This is a genomic window from Amycolatopsis azurea DSM 43854 (assembly GCF_001995215.1).
GTDB classification, from domain to species: Bacteria; Actinomycetota; Actinomycetes; order Mycobacteriales; family Pseudonocardiaceae; genus Amycolatopsis; species Amycolatopsis azurea.
On sequence record NZ_MUXN01000027.1, the window covers coordinates 101758 to 126582 of the forward strand.

At 67.5% G+C, this 24825-nt stretch carries 19 protein-coding genes; 11 read left to right on the plus strand and 8 right to left on the minus strand.

The genetic code is table 11. The annotated features are described in order from the left end of the window. Nucleotides 1-11 precede the first annotated feature (11 nt). Together B0293_RS35400 and B0293_RS35405 are read right to left on the minus strand one after the other, a co-directional pair. Complete coding sequence (locus tag B0293_RS35400) at nt 12-2582, minus strand: FtsX-like permease family protein (protein ID WP_005161371.1); 2571 nt, start codon at nt 2580-2582, stop codon at nt 12-14. Between the two features lie 4 nt (nt 2583-2586). After that, a complete protein-coding gene (locus B0293_RS35405) occupies nt 2587-3327 on the minus strand; it encodes an ABC transporter ATP-binding protein (RefSeq protein WP_039918958.1) in 741 nt (246 codons plus the stop codon). Nucleotides 3328-3508: 181 nt separating this feature from the next. Here B0293_RS35405 and B0293_RS35410 point away from each other — a divergent pair, with 181 nt between their 5' ends. From B0293_RS35410 to B0293_RS35420, 3 genes are all read left to right on the plus strand, one after another. Beyond that, nucleotides 3509-6544 (plus strand): NACHT domain-containing protein, encoded by a 3036-nt coding sequence (locus tag B0293_RS35410; protein ID WP_005161365.1) that lies wholly within the window; start codon nt 3509-3511, stop codon nt 6542-6544. 81 nt (nt 6545-6625) lie between these two features. Then, the gene (locus B0293_RS35415; protein ID WP_039918997.1) at nt 6626-7825 is read left to right on the plus strand and encodes a sensor histidine kinase; all 1200 of its coding nucleotides are present in this window, start codon (nt 6626-6628) and stop codon (nt 7823-7825) included. Beyond that, nucleotides 7813-8460, plus strand: a complete 648-nt coding sequence (locus B0293_RS35420; RefSeq protein ID WP_005161359.1) for a response regulator — start codon at nt 7813-7815, stop codon at nt 8458-8460. The genes B0293_RS35415 and B0293_RS35420 overlap by 13 nt, the downstream gene beginning before the upstream one ends. Before the next feature lie 3 nt (nt 8461-8463). On the opposite strand, the gene B0293_RS35425 is transcribed toward B0293_RS35420, so the two are convergent. Next, nucleotides 8464-9432: an Lrp/AsnC family transcriptional regulator gene (locus tag B0293_RS35425; RefSeq protein ID WP_005161357.1), complete on the minus strand. Its 969-nt coding sequence runs from the start codon at nt 9430-9432 to the stop codon at nt 8464-8466. A gap of 117 nt (nt 9433-9549) precedes the next feature. On the opposite strand from B0293_RS35425, the gene B0293_RS35430 reads away from it, so the two are divergent. Next, nucleotides 9550-10989, plus strand: coding sequence for an FAD-dependent monooxygenase (locus tag B0293_RS35430; protein ID WP_005161354.1), 1440 nt, complete (start codon nt 9550-9552; stop codon nt 10987-10989). 13 nt (nt 10990-11002) lie between these two features. On the opposite strand, the gene B0293_RS35435 is transcribed toward B0293_RS35430, so the two are convergent. Continuing rightward, nucleotides 11003-11446 carry a hypothetical protein gene (locus tag B0293_RS35435; RefSeq protein ID WP_005161351.1) on the minus strand — a complete coding sequence of 148 codons (444 nt, stop codon included), beginning with the start codon at nt 11444-11446 and terminating at the stop codon, nt 11003-11005. A 245-nt stretch (nt 11447-11691) separates the two neighbouring features. Between B0293_RS35435 and B0293_RS35440 the strand changes: the two genes are divergently transcribed. Continuing rightward, complete coding sequence (locus B0293_RS35440) at nt 11692-12471, plus strand: SDR family NAD(P)-dependent oxidoreductase (protein ID WP_143254715.1); 780 nt, start codon at nt 11692-11694, stop codon at nt 12469-12471. Between the two features lie 221 nt (nt 12472-12692). Here B0293_RS35440 and B0293_RS44940 read toward each other — a convergent pair whose 3' ends face one another. Together B0293_RS44940 and B0293_RS35445 are read right to left on the minus strand one after the other, a co-directional pair. Then, nucleotides 12693-12878: a DUF5984 family protein gene (locus tag B0293_RS44940; RefSeq protein ID WP_407640117.1), complete on the minus strand. Its 186-nt coding sequence runs from the start codon at nt 12876-12878 to the stop codon at nt 12693-12695. 18 nt (nt 12879-12896) lie between these two features. Further along, nucleotides 12897-14105, minus strand: coding sequence for a cytochrome P450 (locus B0293_RS35445; RefSeq protein ID WP_039918957.1), 1209 nt, complete (start codon nt 14103-14105; stop codon nt 12897-12899). A 381-nt stretch (nt 14106-14486) separates the two neighbouring features. On the opposite strand from B0293_RS35445, the gene B0293_RS35450 reads away from it, so the two are divergent. The 4 genes from B0293_RS35450 to B0293_RS35465 all read left to right on the plus strand — a co-directional run bounded on the left by B0293_RS35450 (nt 14487) and on the right by B0293_RS35465 (nt 19765). Further along, nucleotides 14487-16079 carry an FAD-dependent monooxygenase gene (locus B0293_RS35450; RefSeq protein ID WP_005161339.1) on the plus strand — a complete coding sequence of 531 codons (1593 nt, stop codon included), beginning with the start codon at nt 14487-14489 and terminating at the stop codon, nt 16077-16079. Then, nucleotides 16076-17500, plus strand: a complete 1425-nt coding sequence (locus B0293_RS35455) for a DHA2 family efflux MFS transporter permease subunit (protein WP_005161337.1) — start codon at nt 16076-16078, stop codon at nt 17498-17500. The genes B0293_RS35450 and B0293_RS35455 overlap by 4 nt, the downstream gene beginning before the upstream one ends. 51 nt (nt 17501-17551) lie before the next feature. Continuing rightward, complete coding sequence (locus tag B0293_RS35460) at nt 17552-18844, plus strand: MFS transporter (protein WP_005161333.1); 1293 nt, start codon at nt 17552-17554, stop codon at nt 18842-18844. Nucleotides 18845-19135: 291 nt separating this feature from the next. Then, nucleotides 19136-19765, plus strand: a complete 630-nt coding sequence (locus tag B0293_RS35465; protein ID WP_005161330.1) for a TetR/AcrR family transcriptional regulator — start codon at nt 19136-19138, stop codon at nt 19763-19765. Between the two features lie 608 nt (nt 19766-20373). Here the strand turns inward: B0293_RS35465 and B0293_RS44475 are convergent. Both B0293_RS44475 and B0293_RS35475 read right to left on the minus strand, forming a co-directional pair. Then, on the minus strand, nt 20374-20655 hold the full coding sequence (locus B0293_RS44475) for a DUF6228 family protein (protein WP_245192004.1): 282 nt from the start codon (nt 20653-20655) through the stop codon (nt 20374-20376). A 152-nt stretch (nt 20656-20807) separates the two neighbouring features. Beyond that, a complete protein-coding gene (locus B0293_RS35475) occupies nt 20808-21998 on the minus strand; it encodes a GGDEF domain-containing protein (RefSeq protein ID WP_063936651.1) in 1191 nt (396 codons plus the stop codon). Between the two features lie 207 nt (nt 21999-22205). Here B0293_RS35475 and B0293_RS35480 point away from each other — a divergent pair, with 207 nt between their 5' ends. After that, nucleotides 22206-23024, plus strand: a complete 819-nt coding sequence (locus B0293_RS35480; RefSeq protein WP_005161324.1) for an inositol monophosphatase family protein — start codon at nt 22206-22208, stop codon at nt 23022-23024. Nucleotides 23025-23123: 99 nt separating this feature from the next. Beyond that, nucleotides 23124-24824, plus strand: a complete 1701-nt coding sequence (locus tag B0293_RS35485; RefSeq protein WP_005161321.1) for a P-loop NTPase fold protein — start codon at nt 23124-23126, stop codon at nt 24822-24824. Nucleotide 24825 lies beyond the last annotated feature (1 nt).

The following is a 24825-nucleotide window of genomic DNA, read 5'->3' on the forward strand; positions in this document are numbered from 1 at the left end:
ACGGGGAGCGGTCACTCGCGGAGGCCGATCGCCTCGATCGGCTTCGACCGCAGTGCCACCCTGGTGGCGAGACCGAGTGAGACCAGGCCGAGCAGAATCGCCCCGGCGATGACGCCGCCGAACACGGTGACGGTTCCGGACGGCAGCGGAGTCCCGCGCAGACCGAGGTTCAGCAGTACCAGCGGAACCCCCGCCACCACGGTGCCGAGCAGTGCCGCGACTCCCACCGTCGCCAGCGCTTCGAACCGCATCATCCGCACCACCTGGCGTTTCGTGGTCCCGATCAGGCGTAGCAGCGCGAACTCCCGTGACCGCTGAGCCGTGCTCATCACCAGCGTGTTGGCCACCGAGATCACGACGTAGCCGAGGATCACGCCGACAGCGACCAGGTTCACGTAGAACTGGGCCTGCTGCTGGCCGCCAGCGGGCGCGGCGATCGCCGATCCCGGCGTCACGGCCAGGCCCGGGTAGCGCGTGGCGAGGTCGCGCAGGGCGGCGGTCACGGTCGCGGGGTCCGCGTCGGGCTGCTGCCGCACCAGCACCGAATCGTCCATCCGGTCGCCGGTGTGCGCCCTGGCCAGGTCCGCGGGCAGCACGTAGCGGCCGAACGCCTGGTCACGGGTGTACGTGGCGACCAGCCGCAGCTTCGCCGGAGCACCGTCACCGAAGTAGAACTCGACCTCGTCGCCGATCTTCTTCTCGTACCAGTCGGCTTCCGACTCGCTCATGGCCACGGTGTTCCCGGTCAGGTCGGCGATCTTGCCCGACACGACACCCAGGTCGACGTTCCCGCGGACCTGTGCGCCGTCGAGGCCCTGCGCCCCGTATCGCTCGACGCGCAGGTTTTCCTGTTCCCGCACGGTGTTGATCACTTCGGTGCGCACGACCGGGGTCGCGGCGGCGACGCCGGGGATCCGTCGTGCCGCCTCGGCGACCTCCGGGGACAGGCCACCGGTGGTGCTCGCCAGGACGTGGTCCGCGGTGGTCGACTCCACGGTCTCCTCCTGCCTGGCGGCGGCCGCGGAGGTCTGGCTGTAGAACATCGTCAAGGCGAACGAGACCGCCAGCATCACCGGGGTCACCGCCGCGGCGAGACGCCGGGCGTTGGCCTGGCTGTTCGCGGCGGCGAGATAGCCACTGATCCGGGACGTCCGGTTGAGCACCGGGGCGATGAGCCGGGTCATGAACGCGACGACCTTCGGGCCGACGACGGCCAGCCCGATCACGATCACCAGCGCCGACGCGCCCGAAGCCGCCATTCCCGCCTCGCCGCGCACGAAGATCGGGACCAGCGAGCCACCGAGGCCGACCGCCACCAGCGCGCAGCCGATGAGGACACGCACCCGGCCGAGGTCCTTGCGTTCCACCGCCGCCTCGCCGAGCGCCTCCACCGGGCGGATCGACGAGGGCCGACGTGAAGCCGACCACGCGGCCAACCGGGCGGTGCCCAGCCCGAGCAGCAGCGCGACGACCAGGGGAATCGGGCTCAACGCCAGTTCGAAGTCCGGCGGGATCACCCCGATGGCTCCGAAGGCGTTCCTCAGCCCGAAGCCCACCGCCACGCCGAGGCCACTGCCCAGCACACCGGCGACCACCGCGACCAGCATCGTCTCGGCGCCGATGAGCTTGCGGATCTGCTGAGGTGTCGCGGCGATGGCCCGTAGCAGGGCGAACTCCCGGCGGCGCTGGTTGATGACCAGCGCCAGCGTGCTGGCCACGACGAACACGGCGATGAGGAGCGCGAACCCGCCGAACGAGCCCGCGAGCGCCATCAGCAGCATCCGGGTCTGGCTGACGTCGAGGAATTCGACCGTGCTGCGCTCGACCCCGGTCGTCACGGTCACCTTGTCGGAGCCCACCGCGTCGCGGATCCGGTCGGCGAGGCCACCGGGCGTGACGCCCGGATCCGCCAGCACGCCGATCGCGTGCGCCTGGCCGGGCGTCCCGGCGAGTTCGACGGCCTTCTCCGGCGAGAAGAACACGGCGGACTGCCGGGTGAGGCCGTCGCCCGACTTCGGGGCGGCGATCCCGGAGACCACGAAGTCCACCGGAGCCGACCGGACGGCGATCTTCACGTGCCCGCCGACGACGGCCCCGCTCCGCGACGCCAGGTCCGCGTCGAGTACGACCTCATCGGCGCCGGCGGGCGCACGGCCGTCACGCAGCGAGAACGGCGCCAGCGCGGCGGCGTCCCAGTTGTGGCCCAGCGACTGCCCGCCCTCCGGGCCCGTCAGCACCCGGCCGTCGGCGGTCACGACGGTGGCCGGGAAGCTCTGCTCCGCCACCACACCACGGACACCGGGCACCGCGCTGATCGTCCCCGTGAGCGTCACCGGGACCGAGGCCTGCTCCGCGACCTGCTGGCTTTCGAGCGGACCGGCACCGGGCGGGTCCACCTTCTGCTGCCCGCCCACGACCACGGCCGCGTCGGCGTAGCGCTGGGTCGGAACACCCGCCCGCAGGCCGGATTCCATCAGGATGCCGCAGCCGGCGACCAGCGCCGTGCCGCAGAGGATCGCGACGAACGCGCCGACGAAACCGCTCAAGCGGGTCTTCGTCGTCTGCCATGCCAAATCCCACATGACGTCACCACTCCCCGAGGTGGGTCATGCGCTCGGCGACGCGTTCCGGCGTCGGCTGCGGGAGATGCCCCGCCAGCTTGCCGTCGGCGAGGAACAGCACACCGTGCGCGGCCGACGCCGCGACCGGGTCATGGGTGACCATCAACACAGTCTGGCCCATTTCGTCCACAATGGAGCGGAGCAGATCGAGGACCTGGCGCGCGGTGCGCGTGTCCAGCGCCCCGGTCGGTTCGTCGGCGAGGACGACCTCCGGCCGGGTGACCAGCGCGCGGGCGATCGCGACGCGCTGCTGCTGGCCGCCGGAGAGTTCCGACGGGCGGTGTTCGAGTCGCTTCGCGATCCCGACCCCCTCGACGATCTCGCGCAGCCACTGCGGATCCGGCTTCGTCCCGGCCAGCCGTGTCGGCAGCGTGATGTTCTGCAGCACATTCAGCGACGGCAACAGGTTGTAGGCCTGGAAGACGAACCCGATCCGGGTCCTCCGCAGCTCGGTGAGCGCTTTCTCACGCAGCCCGCTGAGCTCCGTGTCCCCCAGCAGAACCCGTCCCGAGCTCGGCTTGTCCAGCCCCGCCGCGCAGTGCAAGAAGGTGCTCTTGCCCGATCCCGACGGTCCCATCACCGCGGTGAACGTGCCCTTGCGCACCCCGACGGTCACCCCGTTCAAAGCCGTGACCGCGCCGTCACCGGATCCGTAGACCTTGCTCACGGATTCCAGTGCCAAGGCGCACGTGCCCCCTGCATTCATCGTTTCCCCTTATGCGGTGGTGATCTCTCTCGATGAAACCTACGGTCGCGGAGGCCCCGGATCGATCCCGCGTGAGGGAAGACTCGTGGTAGCGCTGGCACCACCATGGTTCGGGCCCGGAGGCGCGGTCTAGAGTGATCGCCCTCGTTGAGCGAAGCTCGAATCCGACAAAAGGACAGTCGTGGCGAAAGATCCGCCGTACACCTACCGGGGCGCGCTGAAGATCCTCGGACATGGCTCAGACTCTCTCCTCAACGCGCTGGACACGGTTCTCGGCGGCTTCATCCTGGGCAGCGTCGTGACACCGGTGGCCTGGGCGTTCAACCTGGTGGACCAGAAGAACGAAGCCTCAGGCCTGATCCGCAAACTGGTGCACGCGGGCGTCCGTCGCCTGGGGAAGGCCAAGGGTAAGGAGCGCTACGAGCTCATCGACGCCGCCCACACGACGATCGTGGTGTCCGCTTTCATCGACGTCGTGCGTGAGCGCGGCGTCAAGGTCCCCAAAGATCGTTTGAGCGCGCTGGGACCGGCGTTCCATTTCGGGCTGGGACTCCAGGAGGAGTGGGCCGGTTGTCTCCTGAGTGTCCCTCAACTGAGCCACACCTATGTCCATCTCGGCGCCGTGATCGGCCTGGAAGAGTCGGGCCTCGCCGAGCTGAAGGACAAAGCGATCTTCCGATACCGGGCCTACTTCGCCGACTTGGCCGCTGACGTGCCCGAGTTCTCGTTGTGGGCCCACCTGGGAGGTTTGGCCGAGCTCCGGGACACCGGTCAGGCTGTGCTCGCCGCCGTCGACGCCCAGTCGCGGGCGTTGGACCGACTCAACGAGATCCTGCTGGCGCGCGGTATCGAGCATGACGACGCACCCACGCCGAGGGCGAAGCTCCTGGCGAAGACCAATCAGGCCGTGCTGGCGAAGCCGATCACTCCCGACGGCGTCGGCGTGGCCAACCAGGTCACGTTGCCCGCGGTGTGGCGCATCTACCAGGTTCCGCGCTTCCGCAGCGCCATCGCGACCGGCGAAGCCCACACGGACGGCTATCACTGGGAGAGCCTGCCCGTTCGTGACGATCTCGACCGGTTCCTGGGGTCGTACCTGTGCTCACCACGCAGCGTCGAGAACCCCTTGCTGCTGCTCGGCCACCCTGGGGCGGGGAAATCCCTGTTCAGCAAGGTGCTCGCGGCCCGCCTGCCCGCTGAGGACTTCATCGTCGTCCGGGTGGAGCTGAGGCACGTCAACGCCGACGCCCGGGTCACCGCCCAGATCCAGGAGGCGCTGGACCTCCTCATCAACGATCGCGTCAAATGGGGCGACCTGGTGGACGAGGCGCCGGAGCGAACGCGCGTCGTCATCCTCGACGGCCTCGACGAGCTGTTGCAGGCCTCGACCGCCGAACGCAAGGACTACCTCGAACAGGTCGCGGAATTCCAGGCGACCGAAGCCGACCTGGGCTATCCGGTGGTGGTGGTCGTGACTTCACGGACCGTGGTCGCCGACCGAGTGCGCATCGCTCCCAGGACCACCGTGGTGAAGCTCGAGGATTTCTCCGACGAGCAGATGATCTCCTGGCTGGAGATCTGGCGCGGTCAGAACCTGCCCGCCATCACGTCCGGCCGGATGGGCGAACTGAAACCCGACGTGGCCACCGATCTGAGCGACTTGACCGCCCAGCCGTTGTTGCTGCTCATGCTGGCCCTCTACTCCGCGGATCCGAAAGCCGAACCGTTGGAGGCGGGCACGTCCAGGGAGGTGTTCTACGAGCGGATCCTCACCAGCTTCGTGCGCCGCGAACTCGCCAAGGCTCTGCCGGAGGTCACTCAGGACGCGATCGACGAAGAGATGTGGCGGCTGGGCGTCGCCGCGTTCGCGATGTTCAACCGAGACCGTCAGAGTGTCCGCGACCATGATCTCGGCTCCGATATCGCTGTCCTCACCCAAATCTCCTCCGACCTGGAGCCGCATCGGCTCGGTCAGCGGATCATCGGGCGCTTCTTCTTCATCCACACCGACGAGGCGGACGGGCACCGCGATCAGGACGTCCGGCGTGCCTATGAATTCCTTCACGCCACTTTCGGCGAGTACCTGGTCGCCCATCACACGATCCGCGTGCTGCGTGAGGTGGCACGCACCCGAAGGTCGACGTCGCCGCGCAGACAGTACGACGACGACCTGTTCTTCGCGTTGCTCAGCCACCAAACCCTCGCCATCAGGGGGACCACTGTCAGTTTCCTCACCACTCTCCTGCGGAAGCTTCCCGCGGAGGAACGCCTCGACTGTGTCCGAGCACTGGCCCACCTCGCCGGCGAGTACCGTGATCGGCGGGGCGGGACGGGTTTCGCGGACTATCGGCCCATCCCGGTCGACCAACTCCGGGAGATGGCCGCCTACTCGGCTAACGTGGTGCTGCTCCTGGCATTGGTCGACGACGGCACTCCCTTCGTCGACGACGCCGAGCGGATCGCGATGGTGCGCCTGTGGCGGGCGGGCTTGCCCGCGCCGAGTTGGCGCTCTCTGGTCGAGGTGATCGACTTCGGCATCGGCGGCACGCCGATCAAGCGCGTGCCCATGCTGCCGAGCTGGGCCACCGAACTGGCCTACTACGTCATGACGAACGATATCGACGGTTTGAGAACTCACTCGAACGGATTGGCACTGGAAGGGTGGTACGTCCACGAGTTGCGCCTGCCCAAAACAATCCAGGCCACCGGATTTCTCCTCTCGACGGTGGCCAATTACCTTCACGACGCGCAGGTGCCCGACTCCCAGGTCCTCCTGGATCTCCTGAGAAACAATCAGCTCGAGCCGGAGGGTCTGCGCGCGGCAGACTTTTACTACGCCGTGGTCCGCTTCTTGCAGACATGGCTCGGAGAGCTAGAGTACGAGGTTGTCCACCAGCTGGTCTTGCAAGCACACGAATCGGCCGGCCTGGGCATGGTGGCCTTCGACGATTTCATCCCCGCAATCGCCGCCTTCCCCCAGCTGCTGGTCGACATCCCCACTCTGAACACCCCCTCCTGGTACGACCAAGACTGGGGGCCCGTCGTGCTGCTCGCCGGCGAGGAGATCCAGAACGAAGAGGGTCGAGCGCTCTTGCGCTCTCTGCGCCAGCGAATGACGAAAGACACCAAGGCGGTGGAGCCTCGCTACCAAGCGATGGCGGCCCTCCGCCACTTCTCCGGGGTTTCCAGGCGTGTCGAGGAGGACGACGCGAAGTGAACCACCACGCGGGTGCTCGCAGTCCTGACACGAGCAGTACCTGTGACGACGCCGCCGTCGACCGGATGCAAGACTGGTGACGTGATCACCCGGCTCCGGTCCTGTTGGTCCGCGATCCGGTACCTGGCGGTCGGCGCGGCCTCTTCGATGCTCTCCTGGTTCGTTCTCGTCGGCATGCTGTTCGTGCTGCTGATGTGCCCGTTCGGCGTCGGGATCCCGGCGTTGCCCGTCGCGCTCAAGCTGATCCGCCGTCCGGTCGACTTCGAACGCCGCCGGGCCGCCCGTCTGCTCGGCGAGCCGATCCCCGAGCCGTACCGCTCCGGGAACCCGGTGACCGACCCGGCCTCGCGGCGGGACCTGGGCTGGCTTCTCTTCCACGGCGCCACCGGATTCGTCATCGGGATCTTCGCCATCGCGCTCCCGCTCGGCGGCCTCCGGCAGGTCGTCACGGCCTTCGTCTGGCAGACGGTGCCCGGCGGGGTGGAAAGCTCGCTCGGATTCGTGGTGACGTCCTGGCCGCTGGCGGGGCTCAGCCTGATCAGCGGCGTCGGCTTGATCGCGATCGCGCTGCTGTTCCCCAGAGTGGCGCGGTGGCAGGCTTCCGTCGCGCGCAAGCTGCTCTCCCCCGCGCCCGGTGTCGTGCTGACCGATCGCGTCGTCGAACTGGCCGCGTCCCGTGCCGCCGCGCTGGAGGCGCACGGCGCCGAACTCCGGCGCCTCGAACGGGATCTGCACGACGGAACTCAGGCCAGGATCGCCGCGGTGGTGCTGCAGCTCGGGATCGCCGACTCGATCTTCGAGAAGAATCCGGAAAAGGCCCGGGAGTTGCTGGGCAAGGCTCAGGACACCGCGACCGGCGCGCTGGCCGAACTGAGGACCGTCGTGCGCAGCATCTACCCGCCGCTGCTGACCGACCGCGGCCTCGACGGCGCCGTCACCGCGCTGGCCGATCGCTGCCCGGTTCCGTGCACTGTGGACATTCGCAGCGACAGCCGCCGTCCCGCAGCCGTCGAGGCGGCCGCCTACTTCGTCGTCGCCGAGATGCTGACCAACATCACCAAGCACTCCGGCGCCGAGCACGCCTGGGTCACGCTCGACGGCGCCGCGGACGCCCTCCTCATCGAAATCCGTGACGACGGCCACGGCGGCGCCGACGAAACCGGCGGCAGCGGCCTGTCCGGGATCCGCAAACGCGCCGAGGCGTTCGACGGGACCTTGAAACTGTCCAGCCCCCAGGGCGGGCCGACCGTAGTGAAAGTGGAGTTGCCATGCGGGTCGTGATCGTCGAGGACGACGCGCTGCTGCGCGAAGGCCTGGTGCTGTTGTTGAACACGTCGGGCATCGACGTCGTCGCGGCGGTGGACGACGTGGAGGCGTTCCTCGAACTGGTCGCCGAAGACCGGCCCGACGCGGTCATCACCGACGTCCGGCTGCCGCCGACCCACACCGACGAGGGTCTGCGCGCCGCCGTCAAGGCCCGGAAGATGCACCCCGGCCTGCCCGTGCTCGTGCTGTCGGCCCATGTCGAAACCGGCTACGCGGCGGAACTCCTGGCCGACGGCAAGGGCGCCGTCGGGTATCTGCTCAAGGAGCGGGTCGGGAAGGTCGAGAAGTTCCTCGACGCGCTGGACAGGGTCGTCAAGGGCGGGACGGCGATGGACCCCGAGGTGATCACCCAGCTGATGGCGCACCGCCGGGCGACCGATCCGCTCGAAGGGCTGACAGCGCGGGAACGCGAGGTGCTCGGGCTGATGGCGGAGGGCTACAACAACGCGACCATCGCGGAACTGTTGGTGGTGAGCGACGGCGCGGTGCACAAGCACATCCGGAACATCTTCGCGAAGCTCGGGTTGCCGGAGGACAGCGGACATCGGCGGGTTCTGGCGGTGCTGGCTTACCTGAGCGGGAAGAACTGAGGGTCAGCGCGCCCGGTTCGCGGCGCGTTTGACCGTCTTGATCACCGGCGCCGTCTCGATGTGGGTGATGGCGGGCAGTGCGGCCACCCGCGTGGTCAGGTACCGGTACAGCTCCCGTTGGTTCGCGCACACCGCGGTCGCGCACAGGTTGGTCGGCCCGGTCGTGGCCGCGGCGAACGCGATTTCGGGATGCCCGGCCAGCGCGGTACCGGCTTCCTCGAGGTAAGCGGGGGCGACCGAAAGCCAGAGCACGGTCCGCGTGGTGACGTCGAACAGGGTTCCGTCGACGTCGATGTCGAGGTACAGCACCCCGCGTTCGCGCAGTTCGATCATCCGTCGCCGGACGGTCGTCGGCGACCAGCCGGTCACCGTCGCCAGCTGGGAGAGTTCGGCCCGGCCGTCGGTGGCGAGTGTGGCCAGGAGCTTCCGGTCGCCGTCGTCCAGCCGCACCGGCCCCGGCCGGTACGGCACGGGAGGCGGGCGCAGTCGTGCGATCGCCTCCTCGTCGAGCGAGCCGATCTTGGCGACGAAACTGTCCGCGCCGCCGTAGAACGCGTGCAGGACGGAGTGCGCGGTCACCCCTTCCACACGCGGGGTGCGCGGGAGCTTGGCCAGGAGAAGCGTCTCGCTGTCGGCCTCGTTTTCCGTGCGGACCGTGCAGGTGATCTCGGTGCCGCCCGAGGTGAGGCTCACCCAGGAGGTGTCCGGACGTCCGGCCAGCGCCTCGGCGACCGCGCTCGACGCGGTGGGCGCACAGCGCACCCGCAGGAACCACAGCTCCGCGCCCAGCGCCGTCGGGTCGACTCCGCCGAGCACCCGGACCGCGCCTGTCGACCGTAATCGGGCGTACCTGCGGGCGATGGTGCGATCCGACACGCCGAGAACGTCGGCGATCGTGCTGAACGCGGCCCTGCCGTTGATCTGCAGGGCGTGCACGAGCCGCCGATCCAGCTCGTCGTAGTCGGATTCCACGACTCAGAGCCTAGCGAGTGTCGGATATCAGCACAGTTACGCCCGTTTCTGGCCCGGTCCGGGCAGGGCGGACGAACGTTGCTCTCGTCCTGATCGACACGACAAGAGGGAGAATCCATGGACACCGAGGTGCTCGTCGTCGGAGCCGGCCCGACCGGGATGACACTGGCCAACGAACTGCGTCTCGCGGGGGTTTCGACGGTGGTGGCCGACAGGCTGTCGCGGCGCAGCGAGCTGTCGAAAGCAGGCGGTGTGCAGTCACGCACACTGGAGGCCTTCGACCAGCGCGGCCTGATGGAGTCCTTGCTGGGCACAGGAAATTACCCGACAAGCAGCGGCCACTTCGCCGGTATCCCGCTCTCGCCCGAATACTCTCGGCACCGCCTGCCGTGGCGTTCGGTGCCGCAGGTGGCCATCGAGGGATTCCTTGAGCAACACCTTGCCACGCAAGGCATCCACATCCGCCGTGACCACGAACTGACCGTCCTCGACCAGGACGAGGACGGCGTCAGCGCGACCTTCGCGGACAGCACCAGCCTCCGCTGCCGTTATCTCGTAGCCGCCGACGGCGCCCACAGCACGGTGCGCTCCCTGCTGCGGGCCGGGTTTCCCGGTCAGGCGGGCACCGCGACCGTGCTCTCCGCCGACGTCCGGTTGAGTGGTGCCGATCAGGTGGCGTCGCACACCTGGAACGACGACGGGGACTGGGTGGCCCTGTTCCCGCTCGGGACCGACTCGCAGGGCAGGGAGATGCGCAGGCTCGTCGTCGGCGGGCCGGGCCGTTCAGTGCCCCGGGAGACCCCGATCACCGAGGAAGAGATCCGCGACGGCCTGCGCCGGGTGTTCGGGTCGCGAATCGAACTGCTCGAGCTGCGCTACGCCCGCCGCCTCACCAACGCCGCCCGGCAGGTCGAGCACTATCGGCACGGGAGGGTGCTCCTGGCGGGCGACGCCGCGCACATCCACCTTCCGCTCGGTGCGCAGGGCATGAACACCGGGATCCAGGACGCGCTCAACCTCGGGTGGAAGCTCGGCGGCGTCGTGCGCGGCTGGGCCCCGGAGGACCTGTTGGACACGTATCACGCGGAACGGCATCCGGTCGGAGCCGCCGTGCTTCGCAACGTCCAGGCGCAAAGCCTGTTGATGGACTGGGTGGGCACACGTGCTCCGGAAGTGCTGGCGGCCAAGGAGCTTTTCGCCACCATGACACGACTTCCGGAGGTTCAGCGTCACCTCGGCGACCTGCTGTCCGGGATGGCCATCCGCTACGAGATGCCGGGTTCCGGGACCCACCCGCTCGTCGGCCGTTCCGCGCCGGATCTGGCTCTCGGCCCGGTCCGATCGCATGAACTGCTGCGGTCCGGGCGCGGCGTCCTGCTCGACCCGGCCGACCGGTTCGCCAAGGTCGCCGATCTCTGGTCGGACCGGGTGGACCGCGCGGGTCAGGGCGCCGACACCGAGCCCATGCTCATCCGCCCGGACGGCTACGTGTGCTGGGCCGGCGACCCGGACGACCTCGAAGCGGCGCTCGGCCGCTGGTTCGGCGCACCCCGCTGATCACCTGTGCCCGCTAGCTCGGCGGCTGCTGAGCAGGCGGGACGTTTCCGGGCTGCGGAGCCGGGAAACCCGGCTGCCCGGCCATCGGGTAGCCGGCCGGTCCCGGGTACGGCGCGGGGGCGGGTTGCCGAAGCGAACGGCCACTCTTGACGACCCCGATCGCGACCAGGAGCCAGGACAGCACCGAGCCGACTTCGAGCGGGATGCCGACCACCATGAAGATCATGCGGATCTCACTGGCGCTCAGGCCGTCGGCCCACGACGAAAGGTTCGACACCACGAACTGCCAGATGATGCTCGCCAGGGTGGTGACGATCATGATCGCGAAAGCCCCCACCAGCAGGCCGGAGACTCCCCTGGCGCGACTCTTGATCGAAAAGATCAGGCCGAGCAGACCCACCACGAGCAGCAAGACTCGCGGGATGGTTTCGATGATCGTGTAACTGAGGGACTCCATGCCTGCCTTCCACAAACTCTCCGCCGGACCTCCGGCTACGCCAGGCAGATCCTAGGCGGTGGCAACACCCCGCGTTGCGTGTTCGGCAAGGAAACCTGTGCGCGTTCCGACGGGCCGGCAACGACTTCGAGACCGAGCCCCAGCGGTCGCCGCGCTGGGGTGTGTCGGCCGGACAGGGAGGGTGCCGCACACCCAGTCATCACACGTCCTGCCATTGCTTGGCTCCGTCGCCGACGCTTGTCGGTATGACAAGCGATATCGACATGGGCGACCGCGAGCCGGAGAGTCGTGAGCTGGAGGGCAAAGTCGCGCTGGTCACCGGGGCAGCCCGTGGGGTCGGCGCGGCCACGGTCGCCTGGCTGCACGCCCGCGGCGCGCGGGTGCTGGCCACGGACCTCCGCCCCGAGGTGGAAGATCTCACCACCCGATTCGACCGGGTGTCCACCCTGGTGGGCGATGTGTCCAAAGAGGACATCGCGGTCCGGTCGGTGGCCACGGCGATCGACCGGTTCGGGGGCATCGACATCCTGGTCTGCAACGCCGGTCGATCGGTGAACAAGCCGATCACCGAGACCACCGCGGCCGACTGGGACGAGCTGATGTCGGTCAACGCCCGCGGAACGTTCCTGCATGCCCGGGAGGCGTTCCGGGCGATGCGCGAACGCGGCGGAGGTGTGATCGTCACCGTCGGCTCGTTCGCCTGCACGGTCGGCCTGGCCGAGGCCGCGGCCTACAGCGCGTCCAAGGGGGCGCTGGCGCAGTTGACCAAGGTGCTCGCGTTGGAGGGCGGCCCGCACGGCATCCGTGCCAACGTCGTCGCTCCCGGCGTGATCGAGACCGACCTGCTCGACAACTTCCGCGCCGACAGCCGGGAGTATCTGCGCTCCTTCGGCGACGCCCACCCCATTGGCCGCGTCGCGCAGCCTGAAGAGATCGCCGAGGTGATCGGTTTCCTGGCCTCGCCCCGCTCCGGGTTCGTCACCGGCGCTGTCGTCGCTGCCGACGGCGGCTACACCGCCGCCTGACACCCCGCAAGAACAGCGAGAAAGCGGCCGATCGATTCGGTCACGTCAGCCGGGCCACCACATCGACAGCGACCAGATAACAGTAAAGCTCTGGGGTGACAACGCCGTGACCTCGACCCGGCTGCGATTCCGTGCTCGCACAACCCTATCGACACCTTCGTGTGCCCACGAACGTCCTGCCATGCCGACGAGCGGCCACGGCCTTGCAGTTGGTGATCCGGTCAGAGGCGGAGGGTGGCGGCGACAGAGTCGGCGTCGAGAAGATACGCGCGGCACCCTCGCCACCGGTCCATGGCATCGATCAGTTCGCGGTCGAATTCCTCCACGGCTTGCAGGAACAACTCAGCAGGGACGCTTGCCCGCCCTTGCCTCGGCACGGCGCAACGGGCCTGCCTACGTTTCGGGATCCCAGCCGGCCACGCGGGTCACCAGGCGACCGGGAGGCTCGCTACGCCGTGCACGGCTGCCAGGTCACGGAACCGGATCTCTGCGGGGTCGAGATCGAGTCGGAGATCGGGGAAGCGCCGCAACAACGCCGGCAGCGCGATCCGGATCTCCATCCTGGCCAGTGGCGCACCGACACAGTGGTGAATGCCGTGTCCGAAAGCCAAGTGCGGGACCGGTTTCCGCGAGATGTCGAAGTCGTCCTGGGCGGTGACGAGATTCGTGTCCCGGTTGGCCATGGGCAGCGACAAAGTGACCAGATCGCCGGTTTTCATCTCCTGTCCGCCGACGACAGTGTCCGACATGACGGTCCGGGGCAGACCAGAGTGCACAGGGGCGAGGAAACGCAGCAATTCTTCGACGGCATCGTCGACACGCCGATGGTCGTCGCGGATCGCGGCCAGTTGCTCGGGGTGTTCGAGCAACAGGGCGGTGCCCGCGCCCAGGGTGTTGGCGGTGGTCTCATGCCCCGCGATGAGCAGCACAAGGGCGATACCGACCAACTCGTCGTGAGTGATGTCCTCGTGGTGTTCGCGGATCAGCATGCCGATCAGATCATCCCCGGGAGCGCTGCGATGCCGGTTGACGAGAGCGCTCATGTAAGTACGCAGACCAAGGAACGCTTCGGTTCGTTCGTCTTGTGAGGCAGAGAACTGAAGCTGAACCGACGACAGACGTTGGAACATCTCCCGATCAGAGTAGGGAACGCCAAGGAGTTCACAGATGACCAGGGAGGGGATGGGCAGCGCGAAGCCCGTGACGAGGTCAATCGGCGCGCCGGCGTCCTCCATGCCGTCGAGAACGCCGTCGACAACGGCTCGCACTCGAGGTTCCAACACGCGCATGCGGCGCATCGTGAACTCCGGGGTGAGCAGCCGACGCAGGCGGGTGTGCTCGGGCGGGTCCTGACCGACCATGAACGACGCCGCGTCGATGAGCTGCGACTCGCCGGAAGGGGCGGCATCGGTTCGCGAGGAGGCGAGATCCTCACGGCGGGCGCCACCCGCGCTGCTGAACCGGTTGGCGTCACCGAGTACGGCGCGCACATCCTCGTGGCGGGTGACCAGCCAGGCGGATACGCCGGAAGGGGCATCCGTCCTGGTCGGTCGCCCCGTGCGGGCACGTTCGACAAGTTCGGGTCCAGGGCTGTAGCGCTCACGCGACATGTGGACCGGACGCGGCGACGTCATCACCTCTCCAATCGAACAGCGGCCGGACCTCTCCCGTGCCACGCTGCTCAGACTCGGTAACTTTACTTGATAAGCTTACCGGATAAGTCATAGCTGCGCCAGACGTCTTCACCGAAGCCGTCACTCATCGGGCACCCGAATGCTCGCCCTCGCACCTGACTTCACGCCCTAAGGGCGACTCGCCGGAGCGTCTCGACGTGGCCGATCCCCTCTGCGTGCCGGGAGCGATCCAGTCGGCGGCCGCGACGAGTTCGGCAATGCGCGCGCTTTTCGGCCCGCCGCGATCTGCCTTCCCGCGCTATGGTTTACTCAGTAAGGATACTAAGTAAGCTTACTCGATACATTCCGAGTGAGTTCGAAGCGAAAGTCAAGGAGTGCGTTATGCAGCGGACTGACGTGATCGTGGTCGGAGCCGGACCCACTGGCCTGCTTCTCGCCGGCGAACTGGCGCTACGGGACGTGCGGGTGACGGTCTTGGAGCGAATCGCGGAGCCGGATCCGACGATCAAGGCCGGCTCGATCAACGTGGCCAGCGCCGAGATCCTTGACCGGCGCGGCTTGCTGCCCGCTGCTGAGGAGGCTCAGGCCCGCCTCATCGCGGCCGCTCGTGCGTTCGCCGGGGACAGCTCGACCCGCACGGTCCGTGAGCTGTTGGAGGCGGCCAGGCAAAAGTCCCGCCGGTTCCTGGTGGCGGGGCACTTCGCGGGAATCCTGTTCCGCAACGACCTTGTCGACCAGGCCGACCCGGTACTGGCGGCGCACACGGCGGTGGCGAACGGAATCGGCGTGCCCCAGTACGACCTCGAGCAGCTGCTCGCGGAGCACTGCACCCGGCTCGGTGTCGAGATCCGTCGCGGCGTCGAGGTGCACGGGGTGCGCGGCACGACCGAGAGTCTTCTGGATGACGCCGACGTGGTCGTCGAGACCGACGCGGGTGATTTCCCGGCCGGATGGGTCGTCGCAGCCGATGGTGGACGGAGTGTGATCCGCAAACAGCTCGGCATCGACTTCGTCGGTACCGATCCCGAGCTGGTGGGGTATCAGGCGATCGCCGATTTCGAAGACACCAGCGGACTGCAGCGGGGCTGGACGTGGACACCGCGCGGCCTCTACGCCTACGGGCCGATCCCGGGACGTATCTTCCTTGTCCGGTTCGGGACACCGCCGGAAGACCGGGACGTTCCCGTGTCGCTGGAAGAGCTGCAGGATGCTGTACGGGATGTCACCGGAGTGCCGGTGGTCCTGACGGGTGTGCGCGGGCGGGCGACGCGGTTCACGGACAACACCCGGCAGGCACGGACGTACCGGCACGGGCGGGTGCTGCTGGCGGGCGATGCCGCGCACGTGCACTCGCCGTTGGGTGGCCAGGGCCTGAACCTCGGCCTCGGTGACGCGGCGAACCTCGGCTGGAAGCTCGCCGCGACCATCAACGGTTGTGCGCCGGAGGGGCTGCTCGACACCTATCAAGCCGAACGGCACCCCATCGCCGCATGGGTCCTGGACTGGACGAGGGCGCAGGTCGCCCTCATGCGCGGCGACGAGCACACCGCGCGGCTGCGGAAGATCATCGGTGACGAGCTGTTCACCGTGCCGGGCGCGATGAACCGGATGGTCGCGCTGTCCTCAGGCATCGAGCAGCACTACGACGTCGCCGACGATGCCGCCGCCCCCGTCGGCTCGCTCGCCGGGGATGTCGAACTGGCCTCCGAGGGCAGGCTCGCCGACCACGCCCATGACGGCCGGTTCGTCCTGGTCGACCGCTCACCCGACGGCCGGTTCGCCCACGCGGTGCGGCATCTGAAGCACCAGGTCACCTATGTCGCCGACCCCACCGAGGACACGTCGTTGTCGAGCCTGCTCGTGCGGCCGGACGGCGTCATCATCTGGGCTACGACACAGGAGGACGAGTCGACCGACGGCAACGCCCACAAGCGGCTCGACGCCGCGATTCCGCGTTGGGTCGGGACGCGATGAGCGTTGCCGATCGTGCGTCGACGGCAGGAATCGGTCCACTGACGACGGTGATCGTGCTCGGCGGCTTCATGGCCGGGATCGACACGTCACTGGTCAATGTGGGGCTGGCGACGATCGCGGAGGACCTGCACGCAACGCTCGTCGACGCGCAGTGGGCCACCAGCGGATATCTGCTCGCGCTGGCCGCGGCGCTGCCCGCGTCCGCGTGGCTCCAGCACCGGCTCGGCGCGTCCCGATTATGGCTGATCGCCCTCGTCGCGTTCATGGTCGCGTCACTGCTGTGCGCGGTGGCGCCCAACCTCCCGCTGCTGATCATCGCCCGCGCGGTGCAAGGGGTGTCCGGTGGGCTCCTCGTGCCGACCGGGCAGAGCATCGTCGCCCGCGCCGTCAGCCCCGACCGGATGGGACGCACCATGGCCACCGCCGGCCTGGTCATCATGGCGGCGCCGGCCATCGGCCCGGCACTGGGCGGCCTGCTCATCGACACCATGTCCTGGCGGTGGCTCTTCGCGGTCAACGTGCCCATCGGCGTCGCCGCCACCCTTCTCGCTCTCCGCGTCCTGCCGAAAGACGCCGCGAACCGCACGGCGAGACTCGATCTCCTCGGACTGGCGCTGCTGTCGACCGGGCTGCCGGCACTGTTGTCAGGGCTCACGAACCTCGGTTCACCCGGTACACAAGGGACGTGGGGACCGATCCTCGCAGTGCTGGGAGCCCTGCTGCTGGTGGCGTTCGTCGGGAACGCCACGCGTCGCGACCGGTCGTCGAAGCGGACCCCGCTACTGGAGCTGAGCCTGTTCCGGAGAATGTCGTACACCACCGCTCAGGTAACCCTGTTCTTCACCGGGCTCAGCCTCTTCGGCGGCTTGATCCTGCTACCCCTTTACTACGAGACGCTGCGCGGCCTGACGGTCACCCACACCGGCCTGCTCCTGCTAGCATACGGCTTGGGCGCCCTGGCCGCGCTACCCGTCGGTGGCCGAATCACCGACCGCTACGGGGCCGGCATCACCTGCATCATCGGCCTGACGATCGCCATGGTCGCCACCGCCCCGTTCGTCTTCCTGCCCCAGAACACAAGCCTGGTCACCGTCGAACTCCTCCAGGCGCTCCGCGGCATCGGTGTGGGTCTGGCGGGCATACCAGCGATGACCGCGGCGATACGAGCCGCATCAGACCACCTGGCCGACGCCACCACCACCGCGAACATCATCCAACGCGTGGGCGGCAGCCTCGGCAGCGCGATCATCGTCATCGTCATCGCCAGAACGCCGCGGCAACTCACCGGATTCCAGGCCGCCCACGCGATCCTCGTGGCCGCCGCGGCGATCGCGCTCGTCGCGGCCGGCTCACTCGCGATCTCCGAACGCCGACGCCCACGGGCGGCGGCAACGTCGCAGGCAAGCACGACACATCCCTGATCAGCGCGCAGATCGCGACTCTCCGGCCCACTAAAAGATGAGGATTCGTTTGTGACTGAGCCTCCCCCGCCCGCGACAGCCGCGGCCGGGTCGACAGCCACCGACACACCCCGCCAGGAGGTGCCCCGCGGCTATATCCGCGGCCTGTTCGCCGTCAACTTCGGCGTCTTTCTCGCAGCGACGACCCCCGTGGCCGTCACCCTGGCCTTCAAGATCGAGCACATCTCCGCATCCCCCGGGGAAGCCACCACGAATCTCGCTCTGGTGCTTGCCGTCGGAGCGATATTCGGCCTCGTCGCCAATCCCGTCGCGGGGCGGTTGTCGGACCGCACGACCTCGAAGTGGGGCATGCGGCGCCCCTGGATCCTCGGCGGCATGGTCATCGGGCTCGCCGGACTCTTCGTCGTCGGCATCGCCACCTCGGTGTGGGTCGTGCTCGTCGCGTGGTGTGTCGTGCAGGCGGCGACGAACGCGACCATGGCGGCGGCCAGCGCGACCGTCCCGGATCAGGTGCCCCCTTCGCGTTTCGGCTCGGCGGCGGGCATCGTCGGCATCGCGACACCTGTGGGCGTCCTCGCCGGCTTCGGCATCGTGAACTTCCTCGCCGACGACGTACTGCGCTTTGTCGTACCTGCGCTCATCGCGACCGCGTTGACGGCCTGGTTCGTCATCGACCTCAAGGACCGCGTGCTCACCGAAAAACCCACTCAACGATTTACCCTGGTTCAGTTCCTCGGTTCGTTCGTCTTCAACCCGGTCAAGCACCCCGACTTCGCCTGGACCTGGTTGGCGCAGTTCCTCATCATGTTCGGCTACGGCGGCATCGCCAGCTACCTTCCGTACTACCTGACGGCCGAGTTCGGGTTCGATGAGCAGGGCGCGACCACAACGGTCCTCGTCATCAACGCGGTCTCCACGGCGATGATGATGATCTCCAGCCTGGTCGGCGGCCACCTCTCCGACAAACTGGGCAAACGGCGTCCGTTCGTCGCCATCGCCGGGGTTTTCATCGCTGTCGGCCTCGTGTCGCTCGCCCTCGCGCCGGACGTCGTGACCGTCGTCGTCTCGCAGGCAGTCATCGGGGTGGGCGCAGGGTTGTTCTTCTCAGTGTCGCTCGCGCTCGCGACGGAGGTACTGCCCGGCACCGGGGAGGCCGCGAAGGACCTCGGCGTGCTCAGCGCCGCCGCCTCCCTCCCACAGTCGGTCGCCCCCGCGATCGCGCCGGCCATCATCGCGCTCGGCTCCGCGACGTCACTGGGCGGATTCACGGCTTACTACCTGTTCGGCGCCGTCCTTGCCCTGGCCGCCGCCGGCAGCATCTATCGCGTCAAGGGCGTCAAGTGATGAGCCGGCCGGGGCGCCGGCGACAGAAAGGGTTCTGGGGCCCGAACTGTTCCGCGTGGCGCCTGTCGAAATGCCACGCACCGCACCTCCCCCTGCGGCGGCATGGGGTCTCCGGCGGCCTGGTCGGCGCCTACGTCCTGGCCGGCGAGATCAATCTCGGCATGCCATGAGCCGGATCGGGATCAACGCCGTTCGCTTCCGCCGGGAAGGGCAGCTTCGCCCGATGTCTTACTTGATAAGCTTATCGTGTAAATGTACTCAAAGGACCAGCGCGTCGAGGGAGCCCTTCATATGCCAAATCGGGGAGATCGCGGCGGGTCGAAGACGCGAGCGCGCATCGCCGAAGTCGCGAGTGGACTTTTCCTTGAGCGCGGCTTCGACGACGTCACGATCGCCGAGGTCGCCGCGGCCGCCGGCGTGTCCAAGGTGACGGTGTTTTCGCACTTCGAGCGGAAGGAAGACCTCCTGCTCGATCGTCTTCCGGACGTTGTCGACATCGTGCGAACCGCGATCCGCGAGCGGGCGGACCACATCAGCGCCGTCGAGGCCCTCCGTCAGACCGCCCTCGCACTCGCGGAGAAGCGGCACGCGCTCTCGGGCCTGAACGGGGACATCGAACCGATGATGCGGACCGTCACGGCTTCGCCCGCCTTGATCACGCGGCTGCGCGCATTCGCGTACGAGATCGAGACGGCGCTGGCCGCCGAACTCCGCACAGATTCGACGTTCTCCGGCGACAGCACGTTGACCGCGGCCCTGCTCGTCGCCGCATACCGGACGGTGGCCGTCGAGACGGTCCGAAGCCGACTCGCCGGAGATGATCTCGCCGACATCGCCGCGACGCACCGCCAGCGCCTGAACCAGGCGTTCGACGCGGTCGAACACGGCATCCCGGGCGATCACCGCACCGTCTCACCCTGAGCGTCGCACACGACTTGCCGAAGTGTCACGAAACTGAGGCTGACCTTGGTGGCGTCTCCGCACGCTCATATCGAGGTCCTGCGCCAGCGTTGCCACCCTGGCGATCTCCGGTCTCGCCGCGATCTGCGCGACGATATCCGCTACCTGTTCCGCCTTGGGATCCGGCTCAGGTCCGCGCGAATGCCGCGGGAACGATCCCATCGTGACCACACGACCGGAAGACGTCGACCGAACTCACCGGACACCAGCGTGGCCCGTCTTCGTCGTTCCCTCGCAGGGAAGACACGATGCCAACCTCTCGCCCCGTCACCAGTCCTGAGGAAATGACTACGGAGCGAAAGGTTCGCGCACCGCTGCCTAGGACTTGCGGTCGGCGGGGGAACGCGCGCAGATCGTCAACGTCGTCCGTCGGTTTCACACGATGATCTTCCCCCGGTTATCCGCTCATGCCGCTGAGCGTTCCAGAGAAACTGCTACGAGCCGGTCGTCAGCACCTTGATCTCTTGGGCGATTTGCGACAGTTGCTCTCCGGGCTCGATCGTCAAGTCACCGGTCGCGGTCCAGCCCTCGTTTCCCCCAGTTGGGTTGAAACCTCTGGAGCGTGACCCTCAGCTGCACGTGACCGTACTGGTGGGACGCATCGATTTCAGTACCCTTTCGAGGGACTCCCAAGTTCGGACTCCGTCCCAGCCACGCCAGTCATCCACGTGCTGCTGAAAGAACTCCGCGAGATCGGCGAACCCTGTCACATAGCTATGCACGACCTGAACTGACGCGGATAAGCCGTGGAGCTGTAGCTCGGCAAGCAAGTACAGTGGCGGGCCGCTCTCTGCGGCATCAACTGTCAGTTGCAGAAAGTCGTGGTTGGAGCCAATCCGTGTCTGGGTCACGGTCGCATCATGGCGTTCCAGCCGCTGACACGACAACCGGAATTAGCGTATAGCGCGTTCAGGCGCACCCTCATGCCGAATAGCGGATGTTGTCGGTCATTTCGTCGTGGTGATGTGAGACGTGTCCCGACGTGGTACCGGCCCCCGCCGCGTCACGAGGATGTGAAGCCGTCCATACACACCTGGTTCCGGCCGAGGTGCTTCGCCCGGTACACGGCCTTGTCCGCCGCCCCGAGCACTTGGTCCAGCGCGATTCCGGCATGGGGATACACCGCGACGCCGAGGGACACCGACACCCCCTTGATCGTCGTTTCGCCGTCATTTGTCGCTGTCACGACAGCGAGTTTTGTGACAGCTTCCCGGATCCGCTCCGCGATCGCGGTCGAGTGCACTTGCCCGATGCCAGGCAGCAACACGACGAACTCCTCGCCGCCGAAGCGGCCGACCGAGTCGTAGATGCGCACCTCGTGCTGGACGACGCCCGCGACCGCGCGCAGCACGGCGTCGCCCGCCAGATGGCCGTAGGTGTCGTTGACTCGTTTGAAGTGATCGACGTCGATCATCAAGATGCCGCACGGGTCGGTCGTCCGTCGTGCCCTGCTCAGCTCGGCGTCGGCCCGCTTGCGCCATTCGGCGATGGTGAGCAAGCCGGTCTTGTGGTCCCGGTCGGCGATCATCTCCAGCTGGCGCCCCAGTTCGCCTCGCGGCAACAGCACCGCCGGCAATAGCGTGAGTGAGACCAGGCTGGGGTGCACGACCAGCAACACGGCCGTGGTTCCGCCGAGGCATAGCGTGACCAGGTCGAGCGCGTTGTCGGCCCATGAGCCGATGAACGACACGAAACCGCGTTGAGAATCGTGCAGCTTGAAGCCGATCATGACCAGCAGCGCGTTGACAATGAAGTAAGTCAGCCCGCTGAGCACAATCGCGACCAAGCCTGGTGGTTCGTCGCGGAAACCGAGTAAGTCCGGCACAGTACAAGCGGCGAGGACGGTGATAACCGTGGTGGCCGCCGAACATACAACCCGATAAAGACGCACGCCCGGCACCATCCGCGAGACCCGCAGCCACAGGTGTGCGTAGATCGGAATGACCAGCAGGCAAGCAAGAATGGGTGATACCGTCAGCGCCGCAGCCAGCGTCCATATCGAGACCATGTTGATATGCGGGTTAGTGGCGAAGAACTGTCGCATCCGCTCGACTTGCGCTGACAGCTCCGCCTGAAGCACGGCGGCCAGCAGCAGCACTCCGAACCAGGTCCAGTCCCTTCCGGTCGTCGCCCGCCCCGGCACCACCAGCGGCAGCACTAGCGCCGCGAGCTCCAGCGTCAGGTAATACGGCATGACCCCGCGGGGAGCTGTGCGCAACCGAGCACCCCGAGATTTCTGACCTGTCACATCGCCCGCCACACGACGTCGTGTGTCCCCCCGCCAATCCACTGGCCCTCCCCTGCACGTGGATCACGTCCGGAGTTCCACTCCGGTGCACCAACCCTAGGTGGGTAGCGCCGACCCCGACAGCCCCGCCCCGTAGCTGGAAGGATCTGATCCGTGGTTGATGTGGTCACGCCGGTGAGACCCGGCTCCGACATGGAAGTGGCGATCCGTGCTGTCGACGCCGCGTGCGAGGTGATCCGGAGTTCTTACGGCGGCGCCGTAAAGCGGTTCGAGAAAGGCGACAGGGATTTCGCCACGGGGGTGGATCTCGCCGCGGAGCGCGTGATCCGGAGGGTGCTGCGGGAGGCCTGCCCGAGCGATGTCATCCTCGGCGAAGAGTACGGCGCCGGCACCGGGGACGGGTCGCGGACCTGGCTGGTCGACCCGTTGTGCGGCACCGTGAACTACGCGGCGCGGACGCCGCTGGTCGCGGTCAACCTCGCCCTGCGTACCGAGAGCGGTGTGACTGTGGCGGTGTCGGCGGACCCTTTGTCCGGCGAGGTTTTCTGGACCGGTGGCCGCGGCGCGTTCCTCCGCCGCGACGGCCGCGAAGAGCCTCTGGTGCCCGTGGCGGGCGACCGCCTCGTGGATGTCAATCTCGACCCGCCGTTCCCCAATGCCGCGTCGTTCCGCACGGCACGGATGCTGCTGGACGACGCCTTCACCGAAGACTTCCGCCCCCGCGTGGTGTCCACGACACTGGCGTTGGCCTGGGTCGCGGCCGGACGGCGGGCCGCCTACATCACCGATGGGCACTTGCGGGACAGCGTGCATTTCACCAGCGGCATCGCCCTGTGTCAGGCGGCCGGCTGTGTGGTGACCAACCTCGCCGGGCAGCCGGTGCACTCCGGCGTCCAGGGGCTGGTCGCCGCCTCCGACCCCGAGAGCCACCGAGAGCTGATCGACCTCGTTTCGCGCCACCGCGAAAACTGAACGTCCCTCATGCGGCGGCCATATCGACCGCTACTCCCAGATCGGGTGTAGCGGCATCGACGCCGACGGCGATCTCTTTGGCGAGACGCAGGGGGATGGATGAGGATCAGCCTTATCGCCGACCAGGCTGTCGGTGAAGCCGACCAGCGCACCGCGGACGGGCTCGGGTTCGAGGTGTATGCCCAAGTGCTGGCCGAAGCCGCGACCGACACCCGCGGGCCGTTCACGATCGGCGTGTTCGGCGAGTGGGGTACGGGCAAGACCAGTTTGATGCGTCTGATCGAACGCAAACTGGTCGGCAGCGAAGACGTCGTGACCGTGTGGTTCAACGCCTGGCGGTACGAGCAGGAGGAACACCCGATCGTGCCGCTCGTGGGAACCATCGTGCAGGCACTCGAGCAGCACCAGACCATGGGCAAGAAGATCAGCGAGTCGGGTCAGTCGCTGATCCGTTCGCTGCGCGCCATCGCCTACGGTTTCTCGGCGAAGTCGAAGGTGTCGATCCCGGGGTTCGCCGAGTTCGAGGCCTCCCTCGTGGCCAAGGACATGATCGACCGGAAAGCCAAGCTCACCCCGGACCCCTTGCTCGACCGCAGTCTCTACTACGGCGCGTTCACCAGCCTCGACGAGCTGAAACTCCGCAGAGACGTCAAGGTCGTCATTCTGATCGACGACCTCGACCGCTGCTTCCCCGACCAGGCCATCCGTCTGCTCGAGAGCATCAAACTGGTCCTCGCGCAGCCCGGCTTCATCTTCGTGCTGGGCGTCGCGCGCAAGGTGGTGGAGGGCTACCTGCAGCACCGGTACTCGACTCAGTACGGCATCAAGGACTTCAAAGGAGAGCTCTACCTCGACAAGATCGTCCAGCTTCCCTTCCACATCCCCCCGTCGACCGCACGCATGACCGACTTCTGCAAGACACTCCTCACCGACCAGCCGCCCGAACTGGTCGGCGAACTGGAACCGGTCCTGCCCGCCGCCGCGGAAGCACTCGGCGGCAACCCTCGCGCGGTCATCCGGTTCATCAACAACATCCTGGTCGACTTCTCCATCAGCACCAGTTCGCCCGACGGGGCCGCGACCATCCCCGTCCGCTTTTTCGCGATATCGCGGTGCCTGGAGCATCGCTGGCCCGAGGTCTTCGACGCGCTCACCACCTCCGAGGGTCTGGCGGAGGATGTCGCCGAATGGACACCGGCCGACTACGCGGCCAAAGCACGCGGCACCGGGAACGAGTCCTTGGTAGCCACCCGAATGCTCTCCGATCGCGCCCTGGAGCGACTCCTCGTCGGCGAACAGGGTCAAGACTGGCTCTCCGACGGTCAACTCCGGCGCGCCAGCGTCGACTTCCTGGTCAACCAGCAACGCTTCTCCCACCTCGACACCGCAGAGGTGCGACTCCGCTACGACGCTTTCGTTTCCTTCGCCAACGAAGACCGACCCGTCGTCCTCGAACTGGTGGAAGAACTCGCCAAGGCCGGAGTCAACGTCTTCTTCGACGGCCACATCCCACCAGGAGCGAAATGGGCCGACGCCCTCACCGACAGCCTCAACGCCTCTAAAGCCTTGATCTTCTGCGTAGGCAGGTCCACCAACGCGGCAACAGGACAACAGAACGAACTCCTGCTTGCGATCGACAACAGCAGCCTCCCGATCGTCCCCGTCATCCTTCCCGGCGCGGACCCCGACCTCAACACGCCAACCGCACTCCGTAACCGGCAATGGCTCGACCTGCGAGCCGGTGTCACGCGCGAAGGCATCTCCCGGCTCGTCTCATCACTGCGCCGGCAGCGAGACTGAC

Excerpts from the sequence above, each read along its gene's own strand:
- B0293_RS35435 (WP_005161351.1), bottom strand. The coding sequence starts at position 11,446 with ATGGAGTCCCTCAGTTACACGATCATCGAAACCATCCCGCGAGTCTTG.
- B0293_RS35420 (WP_005161359.1), top strand. The coding sequence starts at position 7,813 with ATGCGGGTCGTGATCGTCGAGGACGACGCGCTGCTGCGCGAAGGCCTG.
- B0293_RS35475 (WP_063936651.1), bottom strand. The coding sequence starts at position 21,998 with ATGCCGTATTACCTGACGCTGGAGCTCGCGGCGCTAGTGCTGCCGCTG.
- B0293_RS35405 (WP_039918958.1), bottom strand. The coding sequence starts at position 3,327 with ATGAATGCAGGGGGCACGTGCGCCTTGGCACTGGAATCCGTGAGCAAG.
- B0293_RS35400 (WP_005161371.1), bottom strand. The coding sequence starts at position 2,582 with ATGTGGGATTTGGCATGGCAGACGACGAAGACCCGCTTGAGCGGTTTC.
- B0293_RS35455 (WP_005161337.1), top strand. The coding sequence starts at position 16,076 with ATGAGCGTTGCCGATCGTGCGTCGACGGCAGGAATCGGTCCACTGACG.
- B0293_RS35445 (WP_039918957.1), bottom strand. The coding sequence starts at position 14,105 with ATGACGTCGCCGCGTCCGGTCCACATGTCGCGTGAGCGCTACAGCCCT.
- B0293_RS35485 (WP_005161321.1), top strand. The coding sequence starts at position 23,124 with ATGAGGATCAGCCTTATCGCCGACCAGGCTGTCGGTGAAGCCGACCAG.
- B0293_RS35430 (WP_005161354.1), top strand. The coding sequence starts at position 9,550 with ATGGACACCGAGGTGCTCGTCGTCGGAGCCGGCCCGACCGGGATGACA.
- B0293_RS35440 (WP_143254715.1), top strand. The coding sequence starts at position 11,692 with ATGACAAGCGATATCGACATGGGCGACCGCGAGCCGGAGAGTCGTGAG.
- B0293_RS35450 (WP_005161339.1), top strand. The coding sequence starts at position 14,487 with ATGCAGCGGACTGACGTGATCGTGGTCGGAGCCGGACCCACTGGCCTG.
- B0293_RS35465 (WP_005161330.1), top strand. The coding sequence starts at position 19,136 with ATGCCAAATCGGGGAGATCGCGGCGGGTCGAAGACGCGAGCGCGCATC.